The following is a 19,661-nucleotide window of genomic DNA, read 5'->3' as shown; positions in this document are numbered from 1 at the left end:
TCGCGGCTCAGCGCTTGAGCCGGTAACCGGTCTTGAAGATCCACCACACCAGCGCCATGCAGATGGCGAGGAAGGTCAGCGTCATGACGATGCTGACGACGACGTTGACGTCGGCGATCTCGTAGAAGCTCCAGCGGAAGCCGGAGATCAGATAGACCACCGGATTGAGCAGGGCGATCGAGCGCCAGGTCGGCGGCAGCATGTTGACGGAGTAGAAGCTGCCGCCGAGGAAGGTCAGCGGCGTCACCACCAGCATCGGGATCATCTGCAGCTTCTCGAAGCCATCCGCCCAGATGCCGATAATGAAGCCGAACAGGCTGAAGGTGACGGCGGTCAGCACCAGGAAGATCAGCATCCACACCGGATGATGAATCTGCAGCGGTACGAACAGGGCGGCGGTCGCCAGGATGATCAGGCCGAGAATGATCGATTTGGTGGCGGCCGCGCCGACATAGCCGAGCACGATCTCGAAATGGGAGATCGGCGCGGAGAGGATCTCATAGATCGTGCCGATGAATTTCGGGAAGTAGATCCCGAACGAGGCATTGGCGATGCTCTGCGTCAGCACCGACAGCATCACCAGCCCTGGCACGATGAAGGTGCCATAGCTCACGCCTTCGACATGGCTGATGCGCGAGCCGATCGCAGCCCCGAACACCACGAAATAGAGCGAGGTGGATACCACCGGCGAGACGATGCTCTGCAGGAGCGTGCGCCAGGTGCGCGCCATCTCGAACTTGTAGATCGCGCCGATTGCCCGGAAATTCATTGCCGCACCAAACTGACGAAAATGTCCTCGAGCGACGATTGCTCGGTCTCGAGATCGACGAAACGGATGCCGGCGGTCCTGAGATCGCCGAGCAGGCTGGTGATGCCGGTGCGCTCGCCCTTGGCATCGTAGTCATAGCTCAGGCGCCAGCCGTCGTCGGACAGCGCGAGCTGGTAGGCGGTCAAAGCGTCCGGCACGGCATCGATCTTGTGCTGCAGATACAGCGTCAGGCGCTTCTGGCCGAGCTTCTGCATCAGATCGGCCTTGTCCTCGACCAAGATGATCTCGCCTTTGTTGATGACGCCGACGCGGTCCGCCATCTCCTCGGCTTCCTCGATGTAATGCGTGGTCAGGATGATGGTGACGCCGTTGGCGCGGAGTTCGCGCACCACGTCCCACATGCCCTTGCGCAGCTCGACGTCGACGCCTGCGGTCGGTTCGTCCAGGAACAGCACCTGCGGCTCGTGCGCGAGCGCCTTGGCGATCATCACGCGCCGCTTCATCCCGCCCGACAGCGTGATGATCTTGGAGTCCTTCTTGTCCCACAGCGAGAGGTCCTTCAGGATCTTCTCGATCAGTGCCGGATCCTTTGGCTTGCCGAACAGGCCGCGGCTGAAGCTGACGGTTCCCCACACGCTCTCGAACGAATCGGTGTGCAACTCCTGCGGCACCAGCCCGATCTGCGAACGGGCGGCCCGATAATCGCTGATGATATCGTGGCCGCCGACCGTGACCTTGCCGGCGCTCGGATTGGCGATGCCGCAGATGATGCTGATCAGCGTGGTCTTGCCCGCCCCGTTGGGGCCGAGCAGCGCAAAGATTTCGCCGCGCTGGATCTCGAGATCGATCTTCTTCAGCGCGGTGAAGCCGGATGCGTAGGTCTTCGTCAGACCTGAAACGGAAATGACAGGGGCCATAAGATGGGGCTGGATTGGGAGGGACGGCAGGCAAACGGGCGGCGGTCGGGCAACTGCCGAAGGGCAGGCGACAGATAGGAAGGCAGCGGGTCGCACGCAATCGCGAGCCGCCGCGCAATTCGGTCGCTTTCGGGGTTTTTTAAAGGCTGAAAGCGATGATGTGTTGCAAGTGCGACACGATTCGGCGGTAACATGGCTTGGCAGGTTCGTCCGTGTTGCGTCTGCGAGCGTTGCGGGACTACGGTCGCGCCGTCGCGACATTTTATTCGCCTTATTCGCCGCGGAGGCCATCGATGACGCTACGAAGCCGCACCATGGGAACGGGTGCTGGGATTGTTCCGGTTGTCCGCTGGTTGAGCGCGGGTGCGCTTGCGTTGCTGTTGCTGCTGCCGCTCGGCGGCGTCTCGGCGCGGGCTGCGCCGACGGCGCCCGTGAATCCGGCCAGCACGACCCACGTCTATCTGCTGCGCGGCGTGCTCAACATCTTTTCGCTCGGGCTCGACGACATCGCCGCCAAGCTGGAATCCCAGGGCATCCCCGTGACCGTCGCCAATTTCGTGTCCTGGTCCTCGCTGGCCGACGAGGCGGCGGCGGGTTACCGTTCCGGCCGGATCAAGACGGTCATCCTGGTCGGGCACTCCTCAGGTGCCACGGCGCTGCCGGACATGATCGCCAAGCTTGGCCAGCTCGGCGTGCCGGTGAAGCTGGCGATCGGGCTAGATTCGGTATTCAAGACCAAGCTGGCCGCGGGCAATGCCGAGCGGTACATCAACTTCTACATCGCCAATGGTGCCGGCGAGCCGGTCCGCCGTGACGATGGTTTCCGTGGCAAGCTGGAAAATGTCGACGTCGAAGCGGTGCCTGGCGTCGGCCACATCACGATCGATAAGAATCTGATCATGCAGCAGAAGGTGATCGGGGCGATCGATTCGGTGGTGTTCAGCGGCAAGGGTGGGCGGCCCCAGCCCACGACCGTCGGTCGTCCGCAGCGCGCGGCGAGCGCGGTCGGCGCCCGCAACTGAGGTATTGGGCTGTTCCGTTCGGGCCTGGGGCCCGGGCGCGCCTCAAATTGTGCTGATTCCAGGGCGACAAGCGGCGGCGCAAGGCGATACCATTCGCCCTGCGTTTAATGTTGCAGGACGGCGCCCATGATCGGTCTGGGACGACCAACTTCCAAGAATTCCGTGAAGCTTCGCGCCTGCAAGGCGGCCATTTGGCTGGTCGGGGCATTGCTGCTCGCCGATGTCGCAGCGCTCACGCCGACGGCATGCCTCGCCGGTCCGGCCTCTCCCGTGGCGACCGGCGGCAAGCCGGCCGCACGCGCGGCCGTTGCGGCGGCACCTGCGGCCGTCGTCCCCGCCGACACCGCGCCGGCGGCCCCGCAATTCCCGCCGAAGGTCTATCTGTTTCGCGGCGCCCTGGGGCCGATCTTCTCCACCGGCATGGATCGTCTGGCCGAAAAGATCGAAAAGGCCGGCTTCTGGGCCAGCGTCTACGAATTCACGCTGTGCGATTTCATCGCTCTTCAGGTCGCCAAGAGCTACCGTGCCGAGCCCGCCCCGATCGTCCTGATCGGCCACTCGATGGGCGGCCTGTGCAGCGTGCGGATCGCGATCGCACTGCAGGAGGAGCATATTCCGGTCAGCCTGGTGGTGACGATCGATCCCGCGCATGCGACCAAGGACGTGCCGCCCAACGTGGAGCGCTTCTTCAACATTTTCCTGTCGGACAATGTGCTGGGTGGCGGCGATGTGAAGCGGCAGTCGGGCTATCACGGCCATTATGCGAGCTACGACATGAAGGATCATGACGAGGTCACGCATATCAACATCGACAAGATGAATGATGTCCACGCGCAGCTGGTCAACATGATCAGCCAGCTCAATCAGATCTCGGCGACGGCGGACCCCGATCCCGTGCCGCTGCGCTACCTGGTGCCACCCAGCGTGTCGGTGGAGCTATGGGATAGCGGCACTCCGCTGACGGTACGGCCGGGCGACACGTTGGAGCAGATTGCGACGAATTATGGTCTGCCGCTGTGGGCAGTGCAGCAGGCCAATCCCGGAGCGGGCGGCACGCCGCTGGTTCCGGGCGAGCGCATCGTGATCCCGCGGCATCTTTTGCCGACCCCAATCAGTGCGCTGCAGGGCCAGCAGGGCGCCGACGCGGCGCCCGCTCCGGCTCAGCCGGCCGGCAAGAATGGGATGATCATCGGCACCCGGCGGCGATAGGCCGTGTAATCCGGGCCGAGCTCGGCGGAGAGGAAGACCTCTTCCATCTTGGCCTTCAGGCTCATGCCGAGCGAGATCAGGATCGCCCCCAGGATCGCGGAGATCGTGCCGACCGCGATACCCGTCGCCAGCATGCCGAGGATGAGCCCGGTATAGATCGGGTGGCGCACCATGCCGTAAGGCCCGGTATCGATGACCTTATGGCCTTCCTTGTGGGTGATCGCGTTCGACCAGAAGCGGCCGAGATGGATCCGCGCCCACCAGGTGAAGGCGATCCCTGCCAAGGTGACGATTGTCAGCAGGTAGACGCCCGTCGTGCCGGGGTTCCAGATCGGCTTCTCGCCGAGCACGCGCGACGTCCACGGCGTGAACAGGATGCCGCCGGCCACGATCAGGATGTGGTAGCGGCTCGCATGCAGCGTGGCGACATGCTTACGGGTCTGGCCCGACCAGAACGAGGCACCGACCCAGCTCGCCAGCCAGATCAGCCAGATGGTGGCAAGCAGGGAGGTCGGCCAAGTGGTGGTCCACCCGCTGAACGCGAACGTAATGACGTGGCTGAACTCGCCGGACATGTCCTGAAACCGTTATTTCGATTTAGATGCGGCCGCTCTTACCTATTCGGCCGCCGTACGAAAAGGGTGTTGTTTGACCTCGAGTCCGCTGCCTTGTTCGGCGGCGAGCAGGAAGGCGATGGTCTCCCGCAAGGTTGGTTCGATCGGGCGGGGCGTATAGCCGAGTTCCCGCCGGGCGCGGTCGATCGACAGGTCCGAGGCATAAAGCGCGATCCGTACGCCTTCGGCGGTGCCGGAGGGGGCGCGCCGCGTCACCTGATCGGAGATGAATTCCAGCAGCCATGCGGAGACTTCGGCGAGCTTGCCCGGCACCGGGATCGCCAGATGCTTGCGACCGCTGATCGCCGCGACCAGGTCGAGAATCCGGCTGAGCCGCAGGCTTTCGCCGCCGAACACGTAGCGGCCGCCGATCCTGCCGCGTTCCATCGCCAGGATCAGGCCTGCGGCGACGTCGCGGACATCGACCAGATTGACGATGAAGTCGAGATAGAGCTGGACCCGGCTGTCGAGGAAATGGCGCAGCATCTGCGAGGGCGGGGTCAGGTTGCTGTCATGCGGTCCGATCGGCATGGTCGGCGTGCCGATCACGACCGGGAATCCCTCGGCTGCGGCCTGCATCGCGCGCTGTTCGGCGAGCGCCTTGGAGCGCGTATAGGCGCCCGGCATGGCCGCGGCGGGCGGCGCGGTCAGGGCGGTCGCGGCGCCCTGCGTGCCCGGATAGTCGAACAGGATCGATTCGGTCGAGCAGTGCAGGAACCGCCGCACATTGGCATTGCGCGCGGCCGCCAGCACGGTTTCCGTGCCGATACAGTTGACGCGGTGGAAATCCTCGCGATCGGGCATCCACATCCCGGGCAGGCCGGCGAGGTGGTAAACCTGATCGACGCCGTTGACGGCCTCGCGCACGGCGGCCGCATCGAGCACCGAGCCCTCGAGATACTGGACTTCGGCGGTCATATGCGTGGGGCAACGGATATCGAGCACGCGCACGTCCACGTTCCGCGCGACGAGGGCGGAGACGAGGTGGTGTCCGATGAAGCCGCTACCGCCGGTGACGAGGACTTTCATTTAGGAATGTGAGTGCTGATCGCCTTGAAGCCGGTCCGATGCGCTCTGATCCGCTGACCAGGTGGGCGCGATGAGGTCTGCCACGGAAGGTCGGAAACCAAACGCCATGTACAATTTCGCCATCACAAACATCGGTCCGAGAAACAGATGGGCCGGGTGGTCCAGCAGCGAAGGATTGTTCCGCTCGAAGACCTTGTGACCGACCGTCTGGGACACGAAACCAAGGATCACAAGTCCGGCAAACAGGATCCATAGGGCCGTTCCGTGGACGTGATCCGCAATCATCATGGCCACAGCAAGGAGCAGGACCGCGAAGGCGAGAATGCCGGCGCCGAGCGCAGCATCGAGCAGGAGCCAGTAGGCGAAAACCGGCAGCGCCAGCACGGCGCCGAGGCTGATTCTCAAGCCCAACACATCGAAATGCCACAGGCTGAGTGGCAGGACGGCACCCGTGAACAGGAGAAGGATGCCGCAGACATGCATCAGGGCGTTGCGGGGATCTCGGTGGTACTCGACGTAATCGATCATCTGGCGTCGGAACAAGGCGTTCATGTCGGACTCGCTCGTCAATGATGACATCGATGCCGCGCAATCGACGGCCGCAAAGATGGGCCTATACCATCAAGAGGCAACATCGACAAACCGCGAATCGCCGCTCCTCAACCGGCTATTTTGTCGCGCTGGCCTCTGGTGCAGACCGGCGAATGCGGGTTCCAGGTCCGGTGCGGCATGTCTGAGGCTGAAGGACATGCCGAGTCCCGGCTCCAGTGCATGCTCCGGCCAACGCAGAGGTGGTAGCAAATCCCTGATTTCAGTACGATTTTGAAGCTGCGGATTCGGGAGTCGGACTCCTGCTGCGGGCGGGAAACCCGGGTCCACCGCGACATGAACACGGCATTTTACCGATGGTCTTGTTTCAACTGCGTTTCAATTCTCGCATCGCACAGAAATCGTCGCGCAGTCCGTGTGCCAGCTTCAAGAGCGCGTCGCGAATTATCTGCGATGGCTTCGCAGCCCGTCAGTCTTGGCGCTCTTTCCAGCCTTGGTGCCGCCCTTCGCATCATTCTTGGGCTCGGCAGGGACCGCCGGCGCTGTGTTTTCTTCAGCCTTGGCGATCGTGATGATCTGGATCTGCTGGTTGACCGGCGCGGTCGGACGCGTCGGATCGAGCAACTGCTCCTCGCCGAGCCCGATCGATTGCAGTCGCTTGGCGGAAATCTTGAAGGTGTTGACGAGGATGTCGCGAATGGCGTCTGCCCGGCGCTGGCTCAAGATCACGTTGGCCTCGCGCTTGCCGTTCGCCTCGACGTGGCCGACGATCAGGAAGTTGTAGGGCAGCAGCGAGGAATGCACCATCGCGTCCGCAATGCGCCCCACGGTCTGGTAGGATTCCGGCTTCACGATCGGCGTGTCGACGTCGAAGGCGATATCCACATTGAACGTCGGCAGGTTCATCAATTCAGGCGCGATCGGCGGCCGCTTTTGTGGCGGCGGCTCGTTGCGGCCGCGCGATTTCGAGCGGTCCTGGGTCTGCTGCTTGAGGGCGGGCAGGTCCAGTGTCGGGGCCGCGTCCAGATGATCGAGCTGGCCGATGATGGCGTCGCGCGTCGTCTCCTGCGCACGTGCAGGCAGGCTCCACGCCGCGCAGATCAGCAGCAGGATCACGACCGCGCCGAACGCAGCTTTCGCGGTCTGACGCATCAGCGATACCCCGCGTCCCCGATGGCCTGCTGACAGCGGGCGTTGACGCCGTTGCTGGTCACCAGACAGGGAACAGACTTGCTGGTTTCCTTGGTCGAGCCCCCGCACAGCTTGACGATTTCGCGTTGGCAGGCATTGGCGACGGCCACCCGTGCGCCGATCCGCTTTTGAATGGCGTCGAAGGCGCTCGGATAGGTCGCGCTGCATTGGGCAGAGAGGACGTCGCGGTTGCGCGACAGGCACTCCTTCAGACGCGAGGCATCGAGGTTGACGCCTCGGCAATTGGTGGTGATGTCGGCCGCGCAGTTCGCCGCGATCATTGCGGCTGCATCGCCAAAGCTCATCGTCTCGGCCGCCGCAAGCGACGGCACGACGAGTGCTGCGATGAGTGGAATGATGCCTCCCCGGACCATGGCCGCATCTCATACGATGGCGGCCGCCACGGTCAAGGCCCAACAAGGGCGAAGTTGTGCGTCCATGCGGCAGGACGCAGCACAATGTGCCTCGTCACGCCCGCTGCACGAAACTGTCGACGACCTTCTTCTCGCCAGCCTTGTCGAAGGCGATGGTCAGCTTGTTGCCGTCGATCTTCACCACATGGCCATAGCCGAATTTCTGGTGGAAGACGCGGTCGTCGAGGGCAAATTCCGAGGTCGTGCCGGTGGATTTCGCCACCAGTTCGCCCTCAATCGTCAGCGGACCGCGCCGGTTGCGGGAGAAGCCGCTGCCGAACGGATCGTGGCCGCCGAAGGGGGACTGGCTTTCCTCGAAGCCGCCGCGCTCCTGACTTTGCGCCTGACCCGGGCCGCGTCCGCTTGGGCCGCGATTGCGGGCCTGGGCGCGCTGCCAGCCCGGCGTCGCATAGGTCGAGCCGAACGCCTCGACATTGTCGAAGCGCGACGGCCCGTAGCCGCCGGCGCCGCCCCAGCCTGAGCCGCCCTTCGATTCGGTGATCTCGACGCTCGCCGCCGGCAGTTCGTCGAGGAAGCGCGAGGGGATGGTCGTGGTCCAGGTGCCGTGGATGCGGCGGTTGGTGGCGAAATAGATCTTGGCGCGGCGGCGGGCGCGCGTCAGTCCGACATGGGCGAGGCGGCGCTCCTCTTCCAGGCCGGCGCGGCCCTGTTCGTCGAGCGTGCGCTGGCTCGGAAACAGCCCTTCCTCCCAGCCCGGCAGGAAGACGTTCTCGAATTCCAGCCCCTTGGCCGAATGCAGCGTCATCAGCGACACTGCTTCTTCGTCGGCAGCTCCCTCGCGGTCCATCACCAGCGAGATGTGCTCGAGGAAGCCGTGCAGGTTCTCGAACTCCTCCATCGAGCGGACGAGTTCTTTCAAGTTGTCGAGCCGCCCTGCGGCATCGGCCGAACGGTCCTTCTGCCACATCTCGGTATAGCCGCTCTCGTCGAGCACGATCTCGGCGAGCTGGGTGTGCGGCGTGACCTCGCTCTGCTTGCGCCAGCGGTCGAACTGCAGGAGGAGCCCACGTAAGCTTCCGCGCGCTTTCGGCTTCAGCTCGTCGGTCTCGACCACGGCGCGCGCTGCCTCGAACAGCGGGATGCGGCGCTTGCGCGCATGGTCGTGCAGCATCTGCACGGTGGCATCGCCGAGCCCGCGCTTCGGCACGTTGACGATGCGTTCGAAGGCGAGGTCGTCGGCGGGCGAATTGATCACGCGCAGGTAAGCCAACGCGTCGCGGATTTCGGCACGTTCGTAGAAGCGCGGGCCGCCGATCACCCGATAGGGCAGGCCGAGGGTGACGAAGCGGTCTTCGAACTCGCGCATTTGATAGGAGGCGCGGACCAGGATGGCGATCTCGTTGAGATGCTCGCCCTTGCGCTGCAGATCCTCGATCTCCTCGCCGATCGCGCGGGCCTCCTCTTCGGAGTCCCAGGCGCCGGTGACCGTCACCTTCTCGCCCTCGGCATCTTCGGTGCGCAGGGTCTTGCCGAGCCGGCCTTCATTATGGGTGATCAGATGCGAAGCGGCGGCGAGGATATGGCCGGTCGAGCGATAGTTGCGCTCCAGCCGAATGACCTTCGCACCGGGGAAATCGTGATCGAAGCGCAGGATGTTGTCGACCTCGGCGCCACGCCAGCCATAGATCGACTGATCGTCGTCGCCGACGCAGCAGATGTTCTTGGGGGGCGTGGGAGACTGCGCGGCATCGTCATTCCGGGGCGCGCCGCCAGGTGCGAACCCGGAATCTCGAGATGAGTCCCCATCAGTTCGAGATTCCGGGCTCGGCTCTTCGAGCCGCCCCGGAATGACGGAGGATGGGGTGACTGCGCGTGACTGACTCGGCGCCTGCGCCAGCAGCCGCAGCCAGAGATATTGCGCGACGTTGGTGTCCTGATATTCGTCGACCAGGATGAACTTGAAGCGGGTCTGATACTGCCGCAGCACGTCCGGGTTCTCGCGAAACAGCCGGATGTTCTCGAGCAGCAGATCGCCGAAATCGGCGGCGTTGAGGATCTTCAGCCGCTCCTGATAGCTCGCATACAGCTTGCCGCCCTTGCCGTTGCCGAACACGGCGGCCTCGCCGGAGGGCACCTGCGACGGCATCAGGCCGCGGTTCTTCCAGCCGTCGATCAGGCCGGCCAGCATGCGCGCGGGCCAGCGCTTGTCGTCGATGTTCTCGGCCTGCAACAGCTGCTTCAACAGCCGGATCTGGTCATCGACATCGAGCACGGTGAAATTGGATTTCAGCTGCACCAGTTCCGCATGGCTGCGCAGGATGCGGCCGGCGATCGAGTGGAAGGTGCCGAGCCAGGGCATGCCTTCGACCGCCTGGCCGAGCATGTCAGCAAGGCGCGCCTTCATCTCGCGCGCCGCCTTGTTGGTGAAGGTCACGGAGAGGATTTCGCTCGGACGCGCCCGGCCCTGACTCAGGATATGCGCGATGCGCGTGGTGAGGACGCGCGTCTTTCCGGTGCCCGCTCCGGCGAGCACCAGCACCGGCCCGTCCAGCGTCTCCACCGCCTCGCGCTGCTCCGGATTGAGCCCTGCGAGATAGCGCGGGCCGCCGGTTGCAGCCGCACGGGCGCGCGCCGCGATGCCGCCGGCGAGCGGCTGGTGGTCGGGCGCGGGAAAATGGCTCAGCTTATTCGGCTCGGTCATCAGCGAATCAATCTCATCTCCACGATGGCACCGCGGAGCGTCAAAGGGGAGCCTCATAGCAGGGATTGATGGCCATATGGGGCCGCCTGTCCCCGTTTTACAGACCTAAATGCGCCCGCCGATGCGGGGATTGCGCCTGCTACCGCCGATTCGTTCCAGTGACCGGCGAATTTTTAGCCGTTTCCGGGCCCGGAACCATTGTTCCAGGGGCGGATTGTCCTGGCAACGCCACAGCGTCGGAGCGCTCCGGCCACAATTGGAAAGACAGCTTCGAGAGACAGAGGTCGCGTCATGTTAGGCTGGGTTGTCACCTTCCTGGTTATCGCATTGATCGCTGGCATTCTCGGCTTTGGCGGCGTCGCCGGAGCGTCGATCGAGATCGCCAAGATCATCTTCTTCATCGCCGTCGTGCTGTTCCTGGTGTCCGCCGTGGTCGGCGTGGCCCGCGGACGCAGCCGCGTGTAGTCCGGCCTCATCCCTGACAGTGAGGTCGCGTCAAGGGCGCAGTGCCTCGGCGGAGGTGCTGCGCTCTTTGAGTTGATGACGTGGTCCCGTTCGCTCGCGCTGCGCGCAAGCGCTCCTGCCGAACTTCAGGCGGGCATGAGTGCCAGCTCGATCTTCGTCACCGCCGGATCGAGCGCCACCGAGGCGAGCCGCGAATCGTTTGACAGGGCGGTCAGCGTCAGCTTCTGGTCCTGCACGCGGAAAATCCGGCACAGCGTCGTGGCATCGGAGGAATCGCGCAGCATGACCGAGAGCGGCGCGGCGCCATGCGCCTCTGCGATCTTCTCCGCCACCAGCGCCATCCGTGTCGCCGCGGCCGCGAGCCGCTCCTGGTGACGTGCGGCGGAATTGGCCGCGAGCGGCAATCCCTCCTCATTGGTCAGCAGGACCGTCTCGAAACGTCCGACCTCGGCGATCTTGTCGAGCAGCGGCACCAGCTCGCGACGCTCGCCGGCTTCGCTCGCAAGCTGCGCCAAGTCTAGCGAGATGCGCTCACGTTCGACCAGCGGGGCCAGCACGTCCTGGATCGTATTTCGCAGATTTGCATCCTGCTCCGTCACCTTCTGCCGGCTCTGCTCGCGCAGCTGGTCGAGGCTGGCGGCCTGAAGCTGCACCTGCCGGCGCAGAAGGTCGCGCGCCGTTGCACCCTTGCGGGCGCCGAACAGATAGCCCGCGCTCAGTAATAGAATGGCGGCGCCGAGGCCGCTCGCGATGGCAAAGATCGTCATGGTTTTTTCGCTGCCGCCTCAGGTCGGCCGCACTCCTCAACCCCGGCCATGCGCAGGATGGCGCTGCGCTCGCTTGCAGAGCCCGTGCCGCGGCCGCTCGGGGCTTCGCCCGCTCCGGCGGCACGAACCGCGATCTGTTTGGCCGGAACTCCGACGCGCTTGAGCTCGCCCGCGATCGCCTTGGCACGGGCATAGCTGAGCAGCAGATTGTAGTCCTCGGTGCCGGTCGTGTCGGAATGGCCTTCGATCAGCACCGTCGCCTCACCATGCCGCGGCAGCCAGCGGTGCAGCACCTCCAGCGATCGCCGCATGTCGCTCGGGTCCGGCCGGCTACTGTTGCGATCGAAGGCGATCGTCAGCGGCTGGAAACATTCCGTCGGCGTCGGCTTCGGGGCAGGCGGCTCGGTCACACTGAGCGTCGTCTTTGCCTCCGGCACGACAACCGGCGCTGGAGGCGTTTCTGGCGCAACCTGAGCGGCCACCGTCGCAGGTGCGGGACGCGCTTCCGCCGGTTGCGGCGGCCGAGGCGGCTCCGGAGGTCGAATGTCCTGCTGCGCGACCGGCTGGCGTTCAGCCGGCGGATTGACCCGCGGCCGCGGCGGCTCGGCCGGCACTGTTGCCACGGTGGCTGTGCGGAGCTGCGCGCTGAAGCTCTGCAGCGAGAGCTCTGCCGACGCCATCGCGATCATCGTGCCGGCGATCGCAAAGGCGATTGCGAGCCAGGCGGGGGCGTCCTCGCCGGCGACCGCACACGGATCGATGCCGCCGGCGTCGTGCCGGGGAAACGGCACGCGCTGGGTCAGCCTTTCAGGTGGTGGCGGGCCGGCAATGGAAGGCGGAGCCAGCATCTTCAGCCAACAGGAATCTTGAATTTCGGCGTGATCAGGTCGATGCCGCATTCGAGCTGCGCACACCAGTCGATGAACTGCCGGCTCATCGCTGCGGTGGGGAACAGCGCGCCGTGCTGCGGGGCGATGATCTCGATATCGAGCGGCCGGACCATGTCTGCCCAGGCCTTCATCACCTTGTTGGACGCGATGAAGCGCCGATGGAATCCTTCCATGTACTGCACATGCGCCTGGAAATCGCGGACCACCCTGTAGTCCGTTCCCAAGGAGGCGCCGAGGTCGCCGGAGTAGAGGATCTTCGAGATCGGATCGTAGAGCTGGAAGTTGCCTTCGCTGTGCAGGAAATGCGCGGGCAGCGCATACAGCTTGCTGCCGGCGAGATCGAACACCATGCCCTCGTCCGGGATCGGCTTCATCCGGTCGAGGACCATGTGGTCGAAGCAGAAATGCGAAACGAACCGGGTCCAGATCGAGGAGATATAGGCGTCGGCATCGGTGGTCATCAGCCAGCCGTTGATCGCCGCGACGATGTCCGGGTCCTGGTGCGACAGGAACAGATATTTCAACTTGCCGCCGGAAAGCTGGCTGAAAGTCTCCGACAACACCTTGGCGTAGACCTTGTGGCCGCCGGGATCGAGAATCATGCCGACCCCGTCGTGAATGATCAGATGCTGGTTGGTCTGCACCGCGAGATCGCCCGCGGCGAAGTCTTCCAGCAGGATGTTCTTGTGAACGCCGTCGTCGTACAGGACGGTATTGGGCATGAACGCGTACTCCGCGCCGGTGCCGCCATGTGAAGCACGCGCCGGCCTGACTGATGTGACCGGCTTAGAGCACCTTCTGCAGCGAGCGGACTGCCTCGCGCATGTCGAAGAAGGTGAGCCCCAGTTTGCTGTTCTCGTTGGTCAATGCCAGCAGCAGCGCGCCGCGGCCGGCACTGACGAGAACGGCATAGCCGGACTCGCCGCGGATGATCACCTCCTGCAGATGGCTGCGGCCGAGCTCCATCGAAGCGCGTCCGCCAAGGCTGAGAAGCGTCGCGGTCATGCCGGCGACGCGGCTCTCTTCCATGTCGGCAGCCAGCACGCTGGCGATCATCAATCCATCTTCCGAGATCAGCGCGCATGCCTCGACCCCGAAGGAGTCGCTTTGCAGCTTGCGCAGAACGCGGTTGATTTCATCGAGCCGTGACATCGGCTTCTCCTCGACAATACGGGGGGAAAACATGGATTGAAATTGACTCTTGGCCATATCGTCGTGCTCGATTGTTGGCGTGGAATTGTCCGGAGCTGTGGCTGCCGGCAGCGGCGCTGCTGTGTCGTCGGCGTTCGGTCGGGGGCCGTCGCTTGCGGCGGCGCGCGCCTCGATGGTCTCGACCGCGTCATCGAGGGCGCGCTGTTCGGCCTTGATCCGGGCCTTCGAGACCGGAGGCGTCATTGAATTGAGCTGGGAGATCAACGCGGCCCGCGCCGATTGATAGAACTCGGCCCGGCGCGCGGGATTGGCGTCCGGCAAGCTGTCCATCGCGCGCGACAATAGGATGAAGTAGTCGGCCGTCGTCACGCGATTGACGAACGGTTCCTCTTCCGAGCCTTGCGACCTCCGTAAGAGGTTTGCGATGCCCACAGCTACTCTCATCCTACTCAACGCAACACAACTGATCGGCAGCGTAACTTGTGTCTCACCTCGGCCCGAATGATCTGAATCAAATCACAATAAGATCACAATCTTCCCGGGATACCCTCCGTGGTAAGAGTTCACCGATTTGCGGGAGGAATCGTCGCAGGTGATTTGCAGGTGCGACTCAAACCGGTCCGGTGATACGACGGACTGCAGGCAATCTTCGCAAAGTACGCATCGCATCGCCGCGTCTGTGCCGCTGCCGCGGCTGCCCCATGGGCAGCGGCCGCAATGTTAGCCGACGCTGGCGGGGACGACGAACCAAGACGATGATGAGGGGGAGGCCACGTGAAGTTCACGGAATATGTGCAGCGCGATGCCGTCGCGCTCGCCGAATGCATCGCCCGCGGCGAAACCTCGCCGGCAGAACTTCTGCAGATCGCCTTGGCGCAGAGCGAGCGGGCGCAGCCGCGAACGAACGCGATTTGCCTGATGATGGCGGGCCAGGCGCGAGCCCAGTTCGCAAATCCGTCCAAGGGACCGTTTACGGGCGTTCCCTTTCTGATCAAGGATGCCGCGCAGGATTATGCGGGCCTGCCGACCAGCTATGGCAGCAAGGCGCTGTCGGGCCTTGTCGCCGCCGAGCATGCCCATGTGGTCCGGCGCTATCTCGAAGCGGGCTTCGTGATCTTCGGCAAGACCAACCTGCCGGAGCTGGCGCTGAAGGGCGTATCGGATAGCCGCCTGTTCGGGCGGACCTGCAATCCCTGGAATGGCGATCACACGCCGGGCGGCTCCAGCGGTGGCGCCGCGGCGGCGGTCGCCTCCGGCGTGGTGCCGATGGCGGCCGGCAGCGATGGCGGCGGCTCGATCCGCATTCCCGCCGCCTGCTGCGGCCTGTTCGGCCTGAAGCCGTCGCGCGGCTTGGTCTCGGCCGGGCCGGCGTTCGGCGAATATTGGTATGGTGCGGCAAGCGAAGGCGTGATCTCGCGCAGCGTGCGCGACACCGCGGCGGCGCTCGACGTCATCGCCGGAGCCGAGCCCGGCGATCCGTTTCTCGTCGCAGAGCCCGGCGTCGTCTTCGCACAGGCGATGAGCCGCGAGCCCGGCCGCCTGCGCATCGGCTTCACGGCGGCCTCGCCGATCGGCACCGCGGTTCACGCGGAGGCGAAGGCGGCGGTCGAGAATGCAGCGAAGCTCCTGAGCAATCTCGGCCACGAGGTCGAAGAAGCCTCGCCCGATATCGATGGCGCAGCGCTCGCGAAATCCTTCCTGCACATCTACTTCGGCCAGGTCGCAGCCCTCGTGGCCGATGCGCGCGCCAAAGGCGCAAAGCGTCAGGATTTCGAGCTGCTGACGCGGGTGCTGGCCACGCTCGGCGGCGCGATTTCCGCCGGCGCGCTGACCACGCAGCTGTTGAAGTGGAACGAGTTCGCGCGGGCGCTGGCGCGCTTCCATCAGCGTTACGACCTGTTGTTGACGCCGACGCTCGCGCATCCGCCGGTCCGGCACGGCCAGGGCGATCCGAGCGCGGCGGAGCAGACGCTGCTCGATTGGCTCGATCGCATCGGGCTGCTTGGATTGCTCGGCCGCGCCGGTCTGCTCGACGGCACCATCGACAAGATCGCCCGCGACAGCCTGCAATATGTGCCGTTCACGCAGCTCGCCAATCTCACCGGCACGCCGGCGATGAGCGTGCCCCTGCACTGGACGGCCGATGGCCTGCCGCTCGGCGTGCAGTTCGTCGGCCGGCTCGGCGACGAGACACGGCTGCTGCAGCTCGCGCATCAGCTCGAACAGGCGCAGCCCTGGTTCGACAAGCTGCCGGCCTGGGTCACGCAGGCATAGCGCTATGTCTTGACCGGCATGCCGATGGCGCGGCCGAGCCCGTCAGGGCGCGGCAGCGCCGCGTGCTGGCGTGCCACCTCCTGGATGCGCGCCTGGATGTCGTCGGGAAACGGCGCGACCTTGCGCTTGCTCATGTCGATATGGACGGACATGTTCTCCGAGGTGGCTGAGAGCCAGCCTTCGCCGGCGTGGCGCAGCTCTTCGAAGGTGTGCAGGCGCTTTTCGTCGGCGGCGATCAGCCACACCGCGATCTGCACGGGATCGCCCAGGTGGATCTCGCGCAAATAGCGCACGTGGCATTCCGCGGTGAAGGTCGAGCCCTGCCGGTCGTTCATATAGGCCGGGCCGATGCCGAGCGCAGCCCAGAGTTGATCGATGGCGCGGTCGAACATCACGTTGTAATAGGCCATGTTGAGATGGCCGTTGTAGTCGATCCATTGCGGCTCGATCTGCATCACCGAGGACAGGAACGGCCCGGTCCCTCGCGTGGTGGGCACTGCATTATCGCTCATCGGCTCTTCCGTTTGCTCCCTTGACCCCTGTGTCGTCCTTTGTCACGGTCCGCCGCAAATCGCGGAGGAAACAGTGGCGACGACGATCCCCCATCACGACCTGAAACGGCCCGAGCCGCAAGCGCTGAAGAACGCGCTGGACGCTCTTGCCGCGCGCTTCGGCAACCGCCTCATCACCTCGCAGGCCGTGCGCGAGCAGCATGGCCATACCACGACCTGGCTGCCGACGCAGCCGCCGGACGGCGTGGTGCTGGCGCAGGAGACCGCCGACATCCAGGACGTGGTGCGGATTTGCGCAAGCCATGGCGTGCCGATCATCCCGTTCGGCACCGGCACCTCGCTCGAGGGCCAGGTCAATGCACCTGCGGGGGGCATCTGCATCGATCTGCGCGACATGAACAAGGTGCTGGAGGTCCATGCCGAGGATCTCGACTGCGTGATCCAACCCGGCGTCACCCGCAAGGCGCTGAACGAATATTTGCGCGACCAGGGCCTGTTCTTTCCGATCGATCCCGGCGCCGATGCCTCGCTCGGCGGCATGGCCTCCACGCGCGCGTCGGGCACCAATGCGGTGCGCTACGGCACCATCCGCGAGAACGTGCTGGCGCTGAAAGTGGTGCGCGGCGACGGCGAGATCATCAAGACCGGCACGCGCGCCAAGAAATCCGCCGCCGGCTACGATCTGACTCACCTCTTCATCGGCGCCGAAGGCACCCTCGGCATCATCGCCGAGCTGACCATTCGCCTGCGCGGAATTCCGGAGACGATCGCGGCCGCGGCTTGCTCCTTCGAGACCGTGCGCGGCGCCTGCCAGGCCACGATCCTGGCGATCCAGACCGGCATTCCGGTGGCACGCATCGAACTTCTGAACGCCGCGCAGGTGAAGGCCTGCAACGCCTATTCGAAGCTGAGCCTGCCGGAAACGCCGCTCTTGCTGCTCGAATTCCACGGCAGCGAGGCCGAGGTGGCGGAGCAGTCGCGGAATTTCGGCGAGATCGCGCGCGAATGCGGTGGCGGCGAGTTCACCTGGACCACCAGGCCGGAGGATCGCACCAGGCTGTGGCAGGCGCGGCACGACGCCTATTGGTCGGTGAAGGCGATCCGGCCCGGCGCCGGCGTGGTGGCGACCGACGTCTGCGTGCCGATCTCGCGGCTGGCCGACTGCGTCACCGAGACCGAAGAGGATCTCAAGCGCCTCAATTTGACCTCGCCGATCGTCGGCCATGTCGGCGACGGCAATTTCCACTGCTCCTTGATGTGCGATGTCGACGACGCCGAGGAGATGGCGCGCGGCGAAGAGTTCATGCATCGCTTGGTGGAGCGCGCGCAAGGCATGGGCGGCACCTGCACAGGCGAGCACGGCATCGGCCAGGGCAAGCAGAAATATCTGGAGGCTGAGCTCGGGCCCGAGGCGCTGGACACGATGCGCGCGCTGAAGCAGGCGCTCGATCCGCAGAACATCTTCAACCCCGGCAAGATCATGCCGGCGGCGTAGATCAGCCGCCCGGCGGTGCGAGCGCGCGCACGGCTTCATCGACGCTGTGGAACATGTGATCGCGCGGCAGCACGTCGTACAGGCCGAAGCGTTCGAACGCGTCCTGGGCGCGCAACGATTCCAGCCGCGCCACCGCGAAGCTGACGCCCTGTTGGTTGCACAGCTTGATCAGCTCCAGCAGCGCCTGTGCCGCCGTGAAGTCGATCTCGGGAATGCTGCTCGCTTCCAGCACCAGCAGCCGCGGCTGTTGGTTCTGCAGCAGATGCTGAACACCGGCGCGGAACGTCGTCGCATTCAGGAAGCTGAGCGGCGCCTGGAAGCCAACCACCGCTACGTCGGCCGACCTTTCGCCCTTGATGCTCGGATGCGCCGGCCACCAGATCGTCGTGCCCGGGACGCGTTCGAACCGGACGAGGTGCGCGCGCGTCGTGCTCCAGATGCCGTGCAACAGCGACAAGCCGATGCCGAGCGCCACGCCCTGTTCGATCGGCAGCACGACGATGGCAGCCGCGGTCGCGAGGATCAGCAGGAACTCGCCTTTCGACTGCCGGTAGATGCGCAGGATCTGCGACAGGCGGATGATGCGCAGCGCGATGAACAGGAGCACGCCGCCGAGCGCAGCCTCGGGCACATGGGCGAGCAGCCGCGCACCGAAGCCGATCAGCGCGAGCACGAGCGCGGCTGCGACTAGGCCGGACAATTGCGAGCGGCCGCCGGTTTCGGCGACGATGCCGGTGCGCGGTGGGCTTGCATTGACCGGAAAGGCGCCGATCAGGCCGGCCAGCAGGCTGCCCGCGGCGGCGCCGATGAAATCGCGATCGATGTCGGCCGGCTGGTCTGAGTCGGACGGAAACGCGCGCGAGGTCGCCGCGGACTGCACCATCACGACAATGGTGATCAGAAAGCTGAGCGGCACCAGCTTCGCCCATTGCTCGGGAGCGATCTCCGGAATTTTCGGCGTTGGCAGATTGCCGGACAGCGCGCCGACCACGTGCACGCCCTTGTCCTCCAGATGCGCCACGATCACCAGCAGGGTGGCGGCCATCAGCGCGATCAGCGCGCCGGGAATCCGCACGCTGATCATCTCCGATGTCGTGACGATGGCGACCACCCCGAAGCCGATCGTCATCGTGAACGGGTTGGCGTCCGTGACGTGCCGGGCCAGCACGGCGATGTGTTCGAGCGTCGGCCCGGCGGGCGAGGGGACGCCGAGCACCCCGGGCAGCTGCGAGACGATGATGTGGATCGCGATGCCCGCGAGAAAGCCGACGGTGACCGGCACGGAGAGCAGATCGGCGATGCCGCCGAGCTTGAACGCGCCGGCGCAGGCCAGCATCAGCCCGACCAGCAGCGCGAGCGCAGCCGCCAGCGCGAAATAATCCGGCGTGCCGCTCGTTGCGAGCAGCGCAAGGCCGCCGGCGAAGATCGGCGTGATGGTGGAATCCGCGCCGCACGACAGATAGCGGTTGGCGCCGAACACTGCGAAGCCGAGCGATCCCGCGATGAAGGCGAAGAAGCCGATCTCGGGCGCGAAGCCGCCGAGCCGGCTGGTCGCCATCTGCTCGGGGATCGCGATCGCCGCCAGGGTGAGCCCGGCGACGAGGTCGGCGGGCAGGGCGCTCAAGCTCCAGCCCCGCAGCGAGCGCAGCAGCGGCCAGCGTTTGTTGCCTGCGTTCGATGTTTGTCGGATCACGGTCACCTCCTGTCGTGCCACACAAGAGCGATTCATCG

The 19,661-nt window shown here is 65.1% G+C and carries 19 protein-coding genes; 5 read left to right on the top strand and 14 right to left on the bottom strand.

Going from position 1 to position 19,661, the window contains the following annotated elements; translation table 11 throughout:
• Positions 1 to 7: 7 nt before the first annotated feature.
• The gene (locus QXZ85_RS04645) at positions 8 to 769 is read right to left on the bottom strand and encodes an ABC transporter permease (protein ID WP_315700931.1); all 762 of its coding nucleotides are present in this window, start codon (positions 767 to 769) and stop codon (positions 8 to 10) included.
• A complete protein-coding gene (locus QXZ85_RS04640) occupies positions 766 to 1,686 on the bottom strand; it encodes an ABC transporter ATP-binding protein (RefSeq protein WP_315767281.1) in 921 nt (306 codons plus the stop codon). Before QXZ85_RS04640 ends, QXZ85_RS04645 begins: the two co-directional genes overlap by 4 nt.
• A 293-nt stretch (positions 1,687 to 1,979) precedes the next feature.
• Between QXZ85_RS04640 and QXZ85_RS04635 the strand changes: the two genes are divergently transcribed.
• Positions 1,980 to 2,708: a hypothetical protein gene (locus QXZ85_RS04635; RefSeq protein ID WP_315700929.1), complete on the top strand. Its 729-nt coding sequence runs from the start codon at positions 1,980 to 1,982 to the stop codon at positions 2,706 to 2,708.
• A 126-nt stretch (positions 2,709 to 2,834) separates the two neighbouring features.
• Complete coding sequence (locus tag QXZ85_RS04630) at positions 2,835 to 3,917, top strand: LysM peptidoglycan-binding domain-containing protein (RefSeq protein WP_316173329.1); 1,083 nt, start codon at positions 2,835 to 2,837, stop codon at positions 3,915 to 3,917.
• Here the strand turns inward: QXZ85_RS04630 and QXZ85_RS04625 are convergent.
• The 6 genes from QXZ85_RS04625 to QXZ85_RS04600 form a co-directional block, all read right to left on the bottom strand.
• A complete protein-coding gene (locus tag QXZ85_RS04625) occupies positions 3,869 to 4,492 on the bottom strand; it encodes an isoprenylcysteine carboxylmethyltransferase family protein (RefSeq protein WP_315700927.1) in 624 nt (207 codons plus the stop codon). The two genes, QXZ85_RS04630 and QXZ85_RS04625, sit on opposite strands and share 49 nt — an antisense overlap.
• A gap of 42 nt (positions 4,493 to 4,534) precedes the next feature.
• Positions 4,535 to 5,560 carry an NAD-dependent epimerase/dehydratase family protein gene (locus QXZ85_RS04620; RefSeq protein ID WP_315700926.1) on the bottom strand — a complete coding sequence of 342 codons (1,026 nt, stop codon included), beginning with the start codon at positions 5,558 to 5,560 and terminating at the stop codon, positions 4,535 to 4,537.
• Positions 5,561 to 6,112, bottom strand: a complete 552-nt coding sequence (locus QXZ85_RS04615; protein WP_315700925.1) for a DUF962 domain-containing protein — start codon at positions 6,110 to 6,112, stop codon at positions 5,561 to 5,563.
• Between the two features lie 441 nt (positions 6,113 to 6,553).
• Positions 6,554 to 7,261 carry an OmpA family protein gene (locus QXZ85_RS04610; RefSeq protein WP_315762738.1) on the bottom strand — a complete coding sequence of 236 codons (708 nt, stop codon included), beginning with the start codon at positions 7,259 to 7,261 and terminating at the stop codon, positions 6,554 to 6,556.
• Positions 7,261 to 7,674, bottom strand: coding sequence for a hypothetical protein (locus QXZ85_RS04605; protein ID WP_315700923.1), 414 nt, complete (start codon positions 7,672 to 7,674; stop codon positions 7,261 to 7,263). Before QXZ85_RS04605 ends, QXZ85_RS04610 begins: the two co-directional genes overlap by 1 nt.
• A 94-nt stretch (positions 7,675 to 7,768) precedes the next feature.
• Positions 7,769 to 10,375 carry an ATP-dependent helicase gene (locus QXZ85_RS04600; RefSeq protein ID WP_315762736.1) on the bottom strand — a complete coding sequence of 869 codons (2,607 nt, stop codon included), beginning with the start codon at positions 10,373 to 10,375 and terminating at the stop codon, positions 7,769 to 7,771.
• Positions 10,376 to 10,666: 291 nt separating this feature from the next.
• Between QXZ85_RS04600 and QXZ85_RS04595 the strand changes: the two genes are divergently transcribed.
• On the top strand, positions 10,667 to 10,840 hold the full coding sequence (locus QXZ85_RS04595) for a DUF1328 domain-containing protein (RefSeq protein ID WP_315700921.1): 174 nt from the start codon (positions 10,667 to 10,669) through the stop codon (positions 10,838 to 10,840).
• A gap of 125 nt (positions 10,841 to 10,965) precedes the next feature.
• Here QXZ85_RS04595 and QXZ85_RS04590 read toward each other — a convergent pair whose 3' ends face one another.
• The 4 genes from QXZ85_RS04590 to QXZ85_RS04575 form a co-directional block, all read right to left on the bottom strand.
• Entirely contained in the window at positions 10,966 to 11,607 is a 642-nt protein-coding gene (locus QXZ85_RS04590) for a hypothetical protein (RefSeq protein ID WP_315700920.1), read from the bottom strand.
• On the bottom strand, positions 11,604 to 12,455 hold the full coding sequence (locus QXZ85_RS04585; RefSeq protein ID WP_315700919.1) for an OmpA family protein: 852 nt from the start codon (positions 12,453 to 12,455) through the stop codon (positions 11,604 to 11,606). Before QXZ85_RS04585 ends, QXZ85_RS04590 begins: the two co-directional genes overlap by 4 nt.
• Positions 12,456 to 12,457: 2 nt before the next feature.
• Positions 12,458 to 13,219 (bottom strand): MBL fold metallo-hydrolase, encoded by a 762-nt coding sequence (locus QXZ85_RS04580; protein WP_315700918.1) that lies wholly within the window; start codon positions 13,217 to 13,219, stop codon positions 12,458 to 12,460.
• A 64-nt stretch (positions 13,220 to 13,283) separates the two neighbouring features.
• A complete protein-coding gene (locus QXZ85_RS04575) occupies positions 13,284 to 14,081 on the bottom strand; it encodes a roadblock/LC7 domain-containing protein (protein WP_315767284.1) in 798 nt (265 codons plus the stop codon).
• Between the two features lie 342 nt (positions 14,082 to 14,423).
• Here QXZ85_RS04575 and QXZ85_RS04570 point away from each other — a divergent pair, with 342 nt between their 5' ends.
• Entirely contained in the window at positions 14,424 to 15,923 is a 1,500-nt protein-coding gene (locus tag QXZ85_RS04570; RefSeq protein ID WP_315762734.1) for an amidase, read from the top strand.
• A 2-nt stretch (positions 15,924 to 15,925) separates the two neighbouring features.
• On the opposite strand, the gene QXZ85_RS04565 is transcribed toward QXZ85_RS04570, so the two are convergent.
• A complete protein-coding gene (locus QXZ85_RS04565) occupies positions 15,926 to 16,435 on the bottom strand; it encodes a thioesterase family protein (protein WP_315700915.1) in 510 nt (169 codons plus the stop codon).
• 73 nt (positions 16,436 to 16,508) lie between these two features.
• On the opposite strand from QXZ85_RS04565, the gene QXZ85_RS04560 reads away from it, so the two are divergent.
• Positions 16,509 to 17,930, top strand: a complete 1,422-nt coding sequence (locus tag QXZ85_RS04560) for an FAD-binding oxidoreductase (RefSeq protein WP_315700914.1) — start codon at positions 16,509 to 16,511, stop codon at positions 17,928 to 17,930.
• A 1-nt stretch (position 17,931) separates the two neighbouring features.
• On the opposite strand, the gene QXZ85_RS04555 is transcribed toward QXZ85_RS04560, so the two are convergent.
• Entirely contained in the window at positions 17,932 to 19,623 is a 1,692-nt protein-coding gene (locus QXZ85_RS04555; RefSeq protein ID WP_315743759.1) for a SulP family inorganic anion transporter, read from the bottom strand.
• Positions 19,624 to 19,661: the final 38 nt, after the last annotated feature.

It is taken from the genome of Bradyrhizobium sp. SZCCHNGR1005, assembly GCF_032489995.1.
Taxonomy (GTDB): domain Bacteria; phylum Pseudomonadota; class Alphaproteobacteria; order Rhizobiales; family Xanthobacteraceae; genus Bradyrhizobium.
This window is presented reverse-complemented; position numbering and strand designations above follow the sequence as displayed.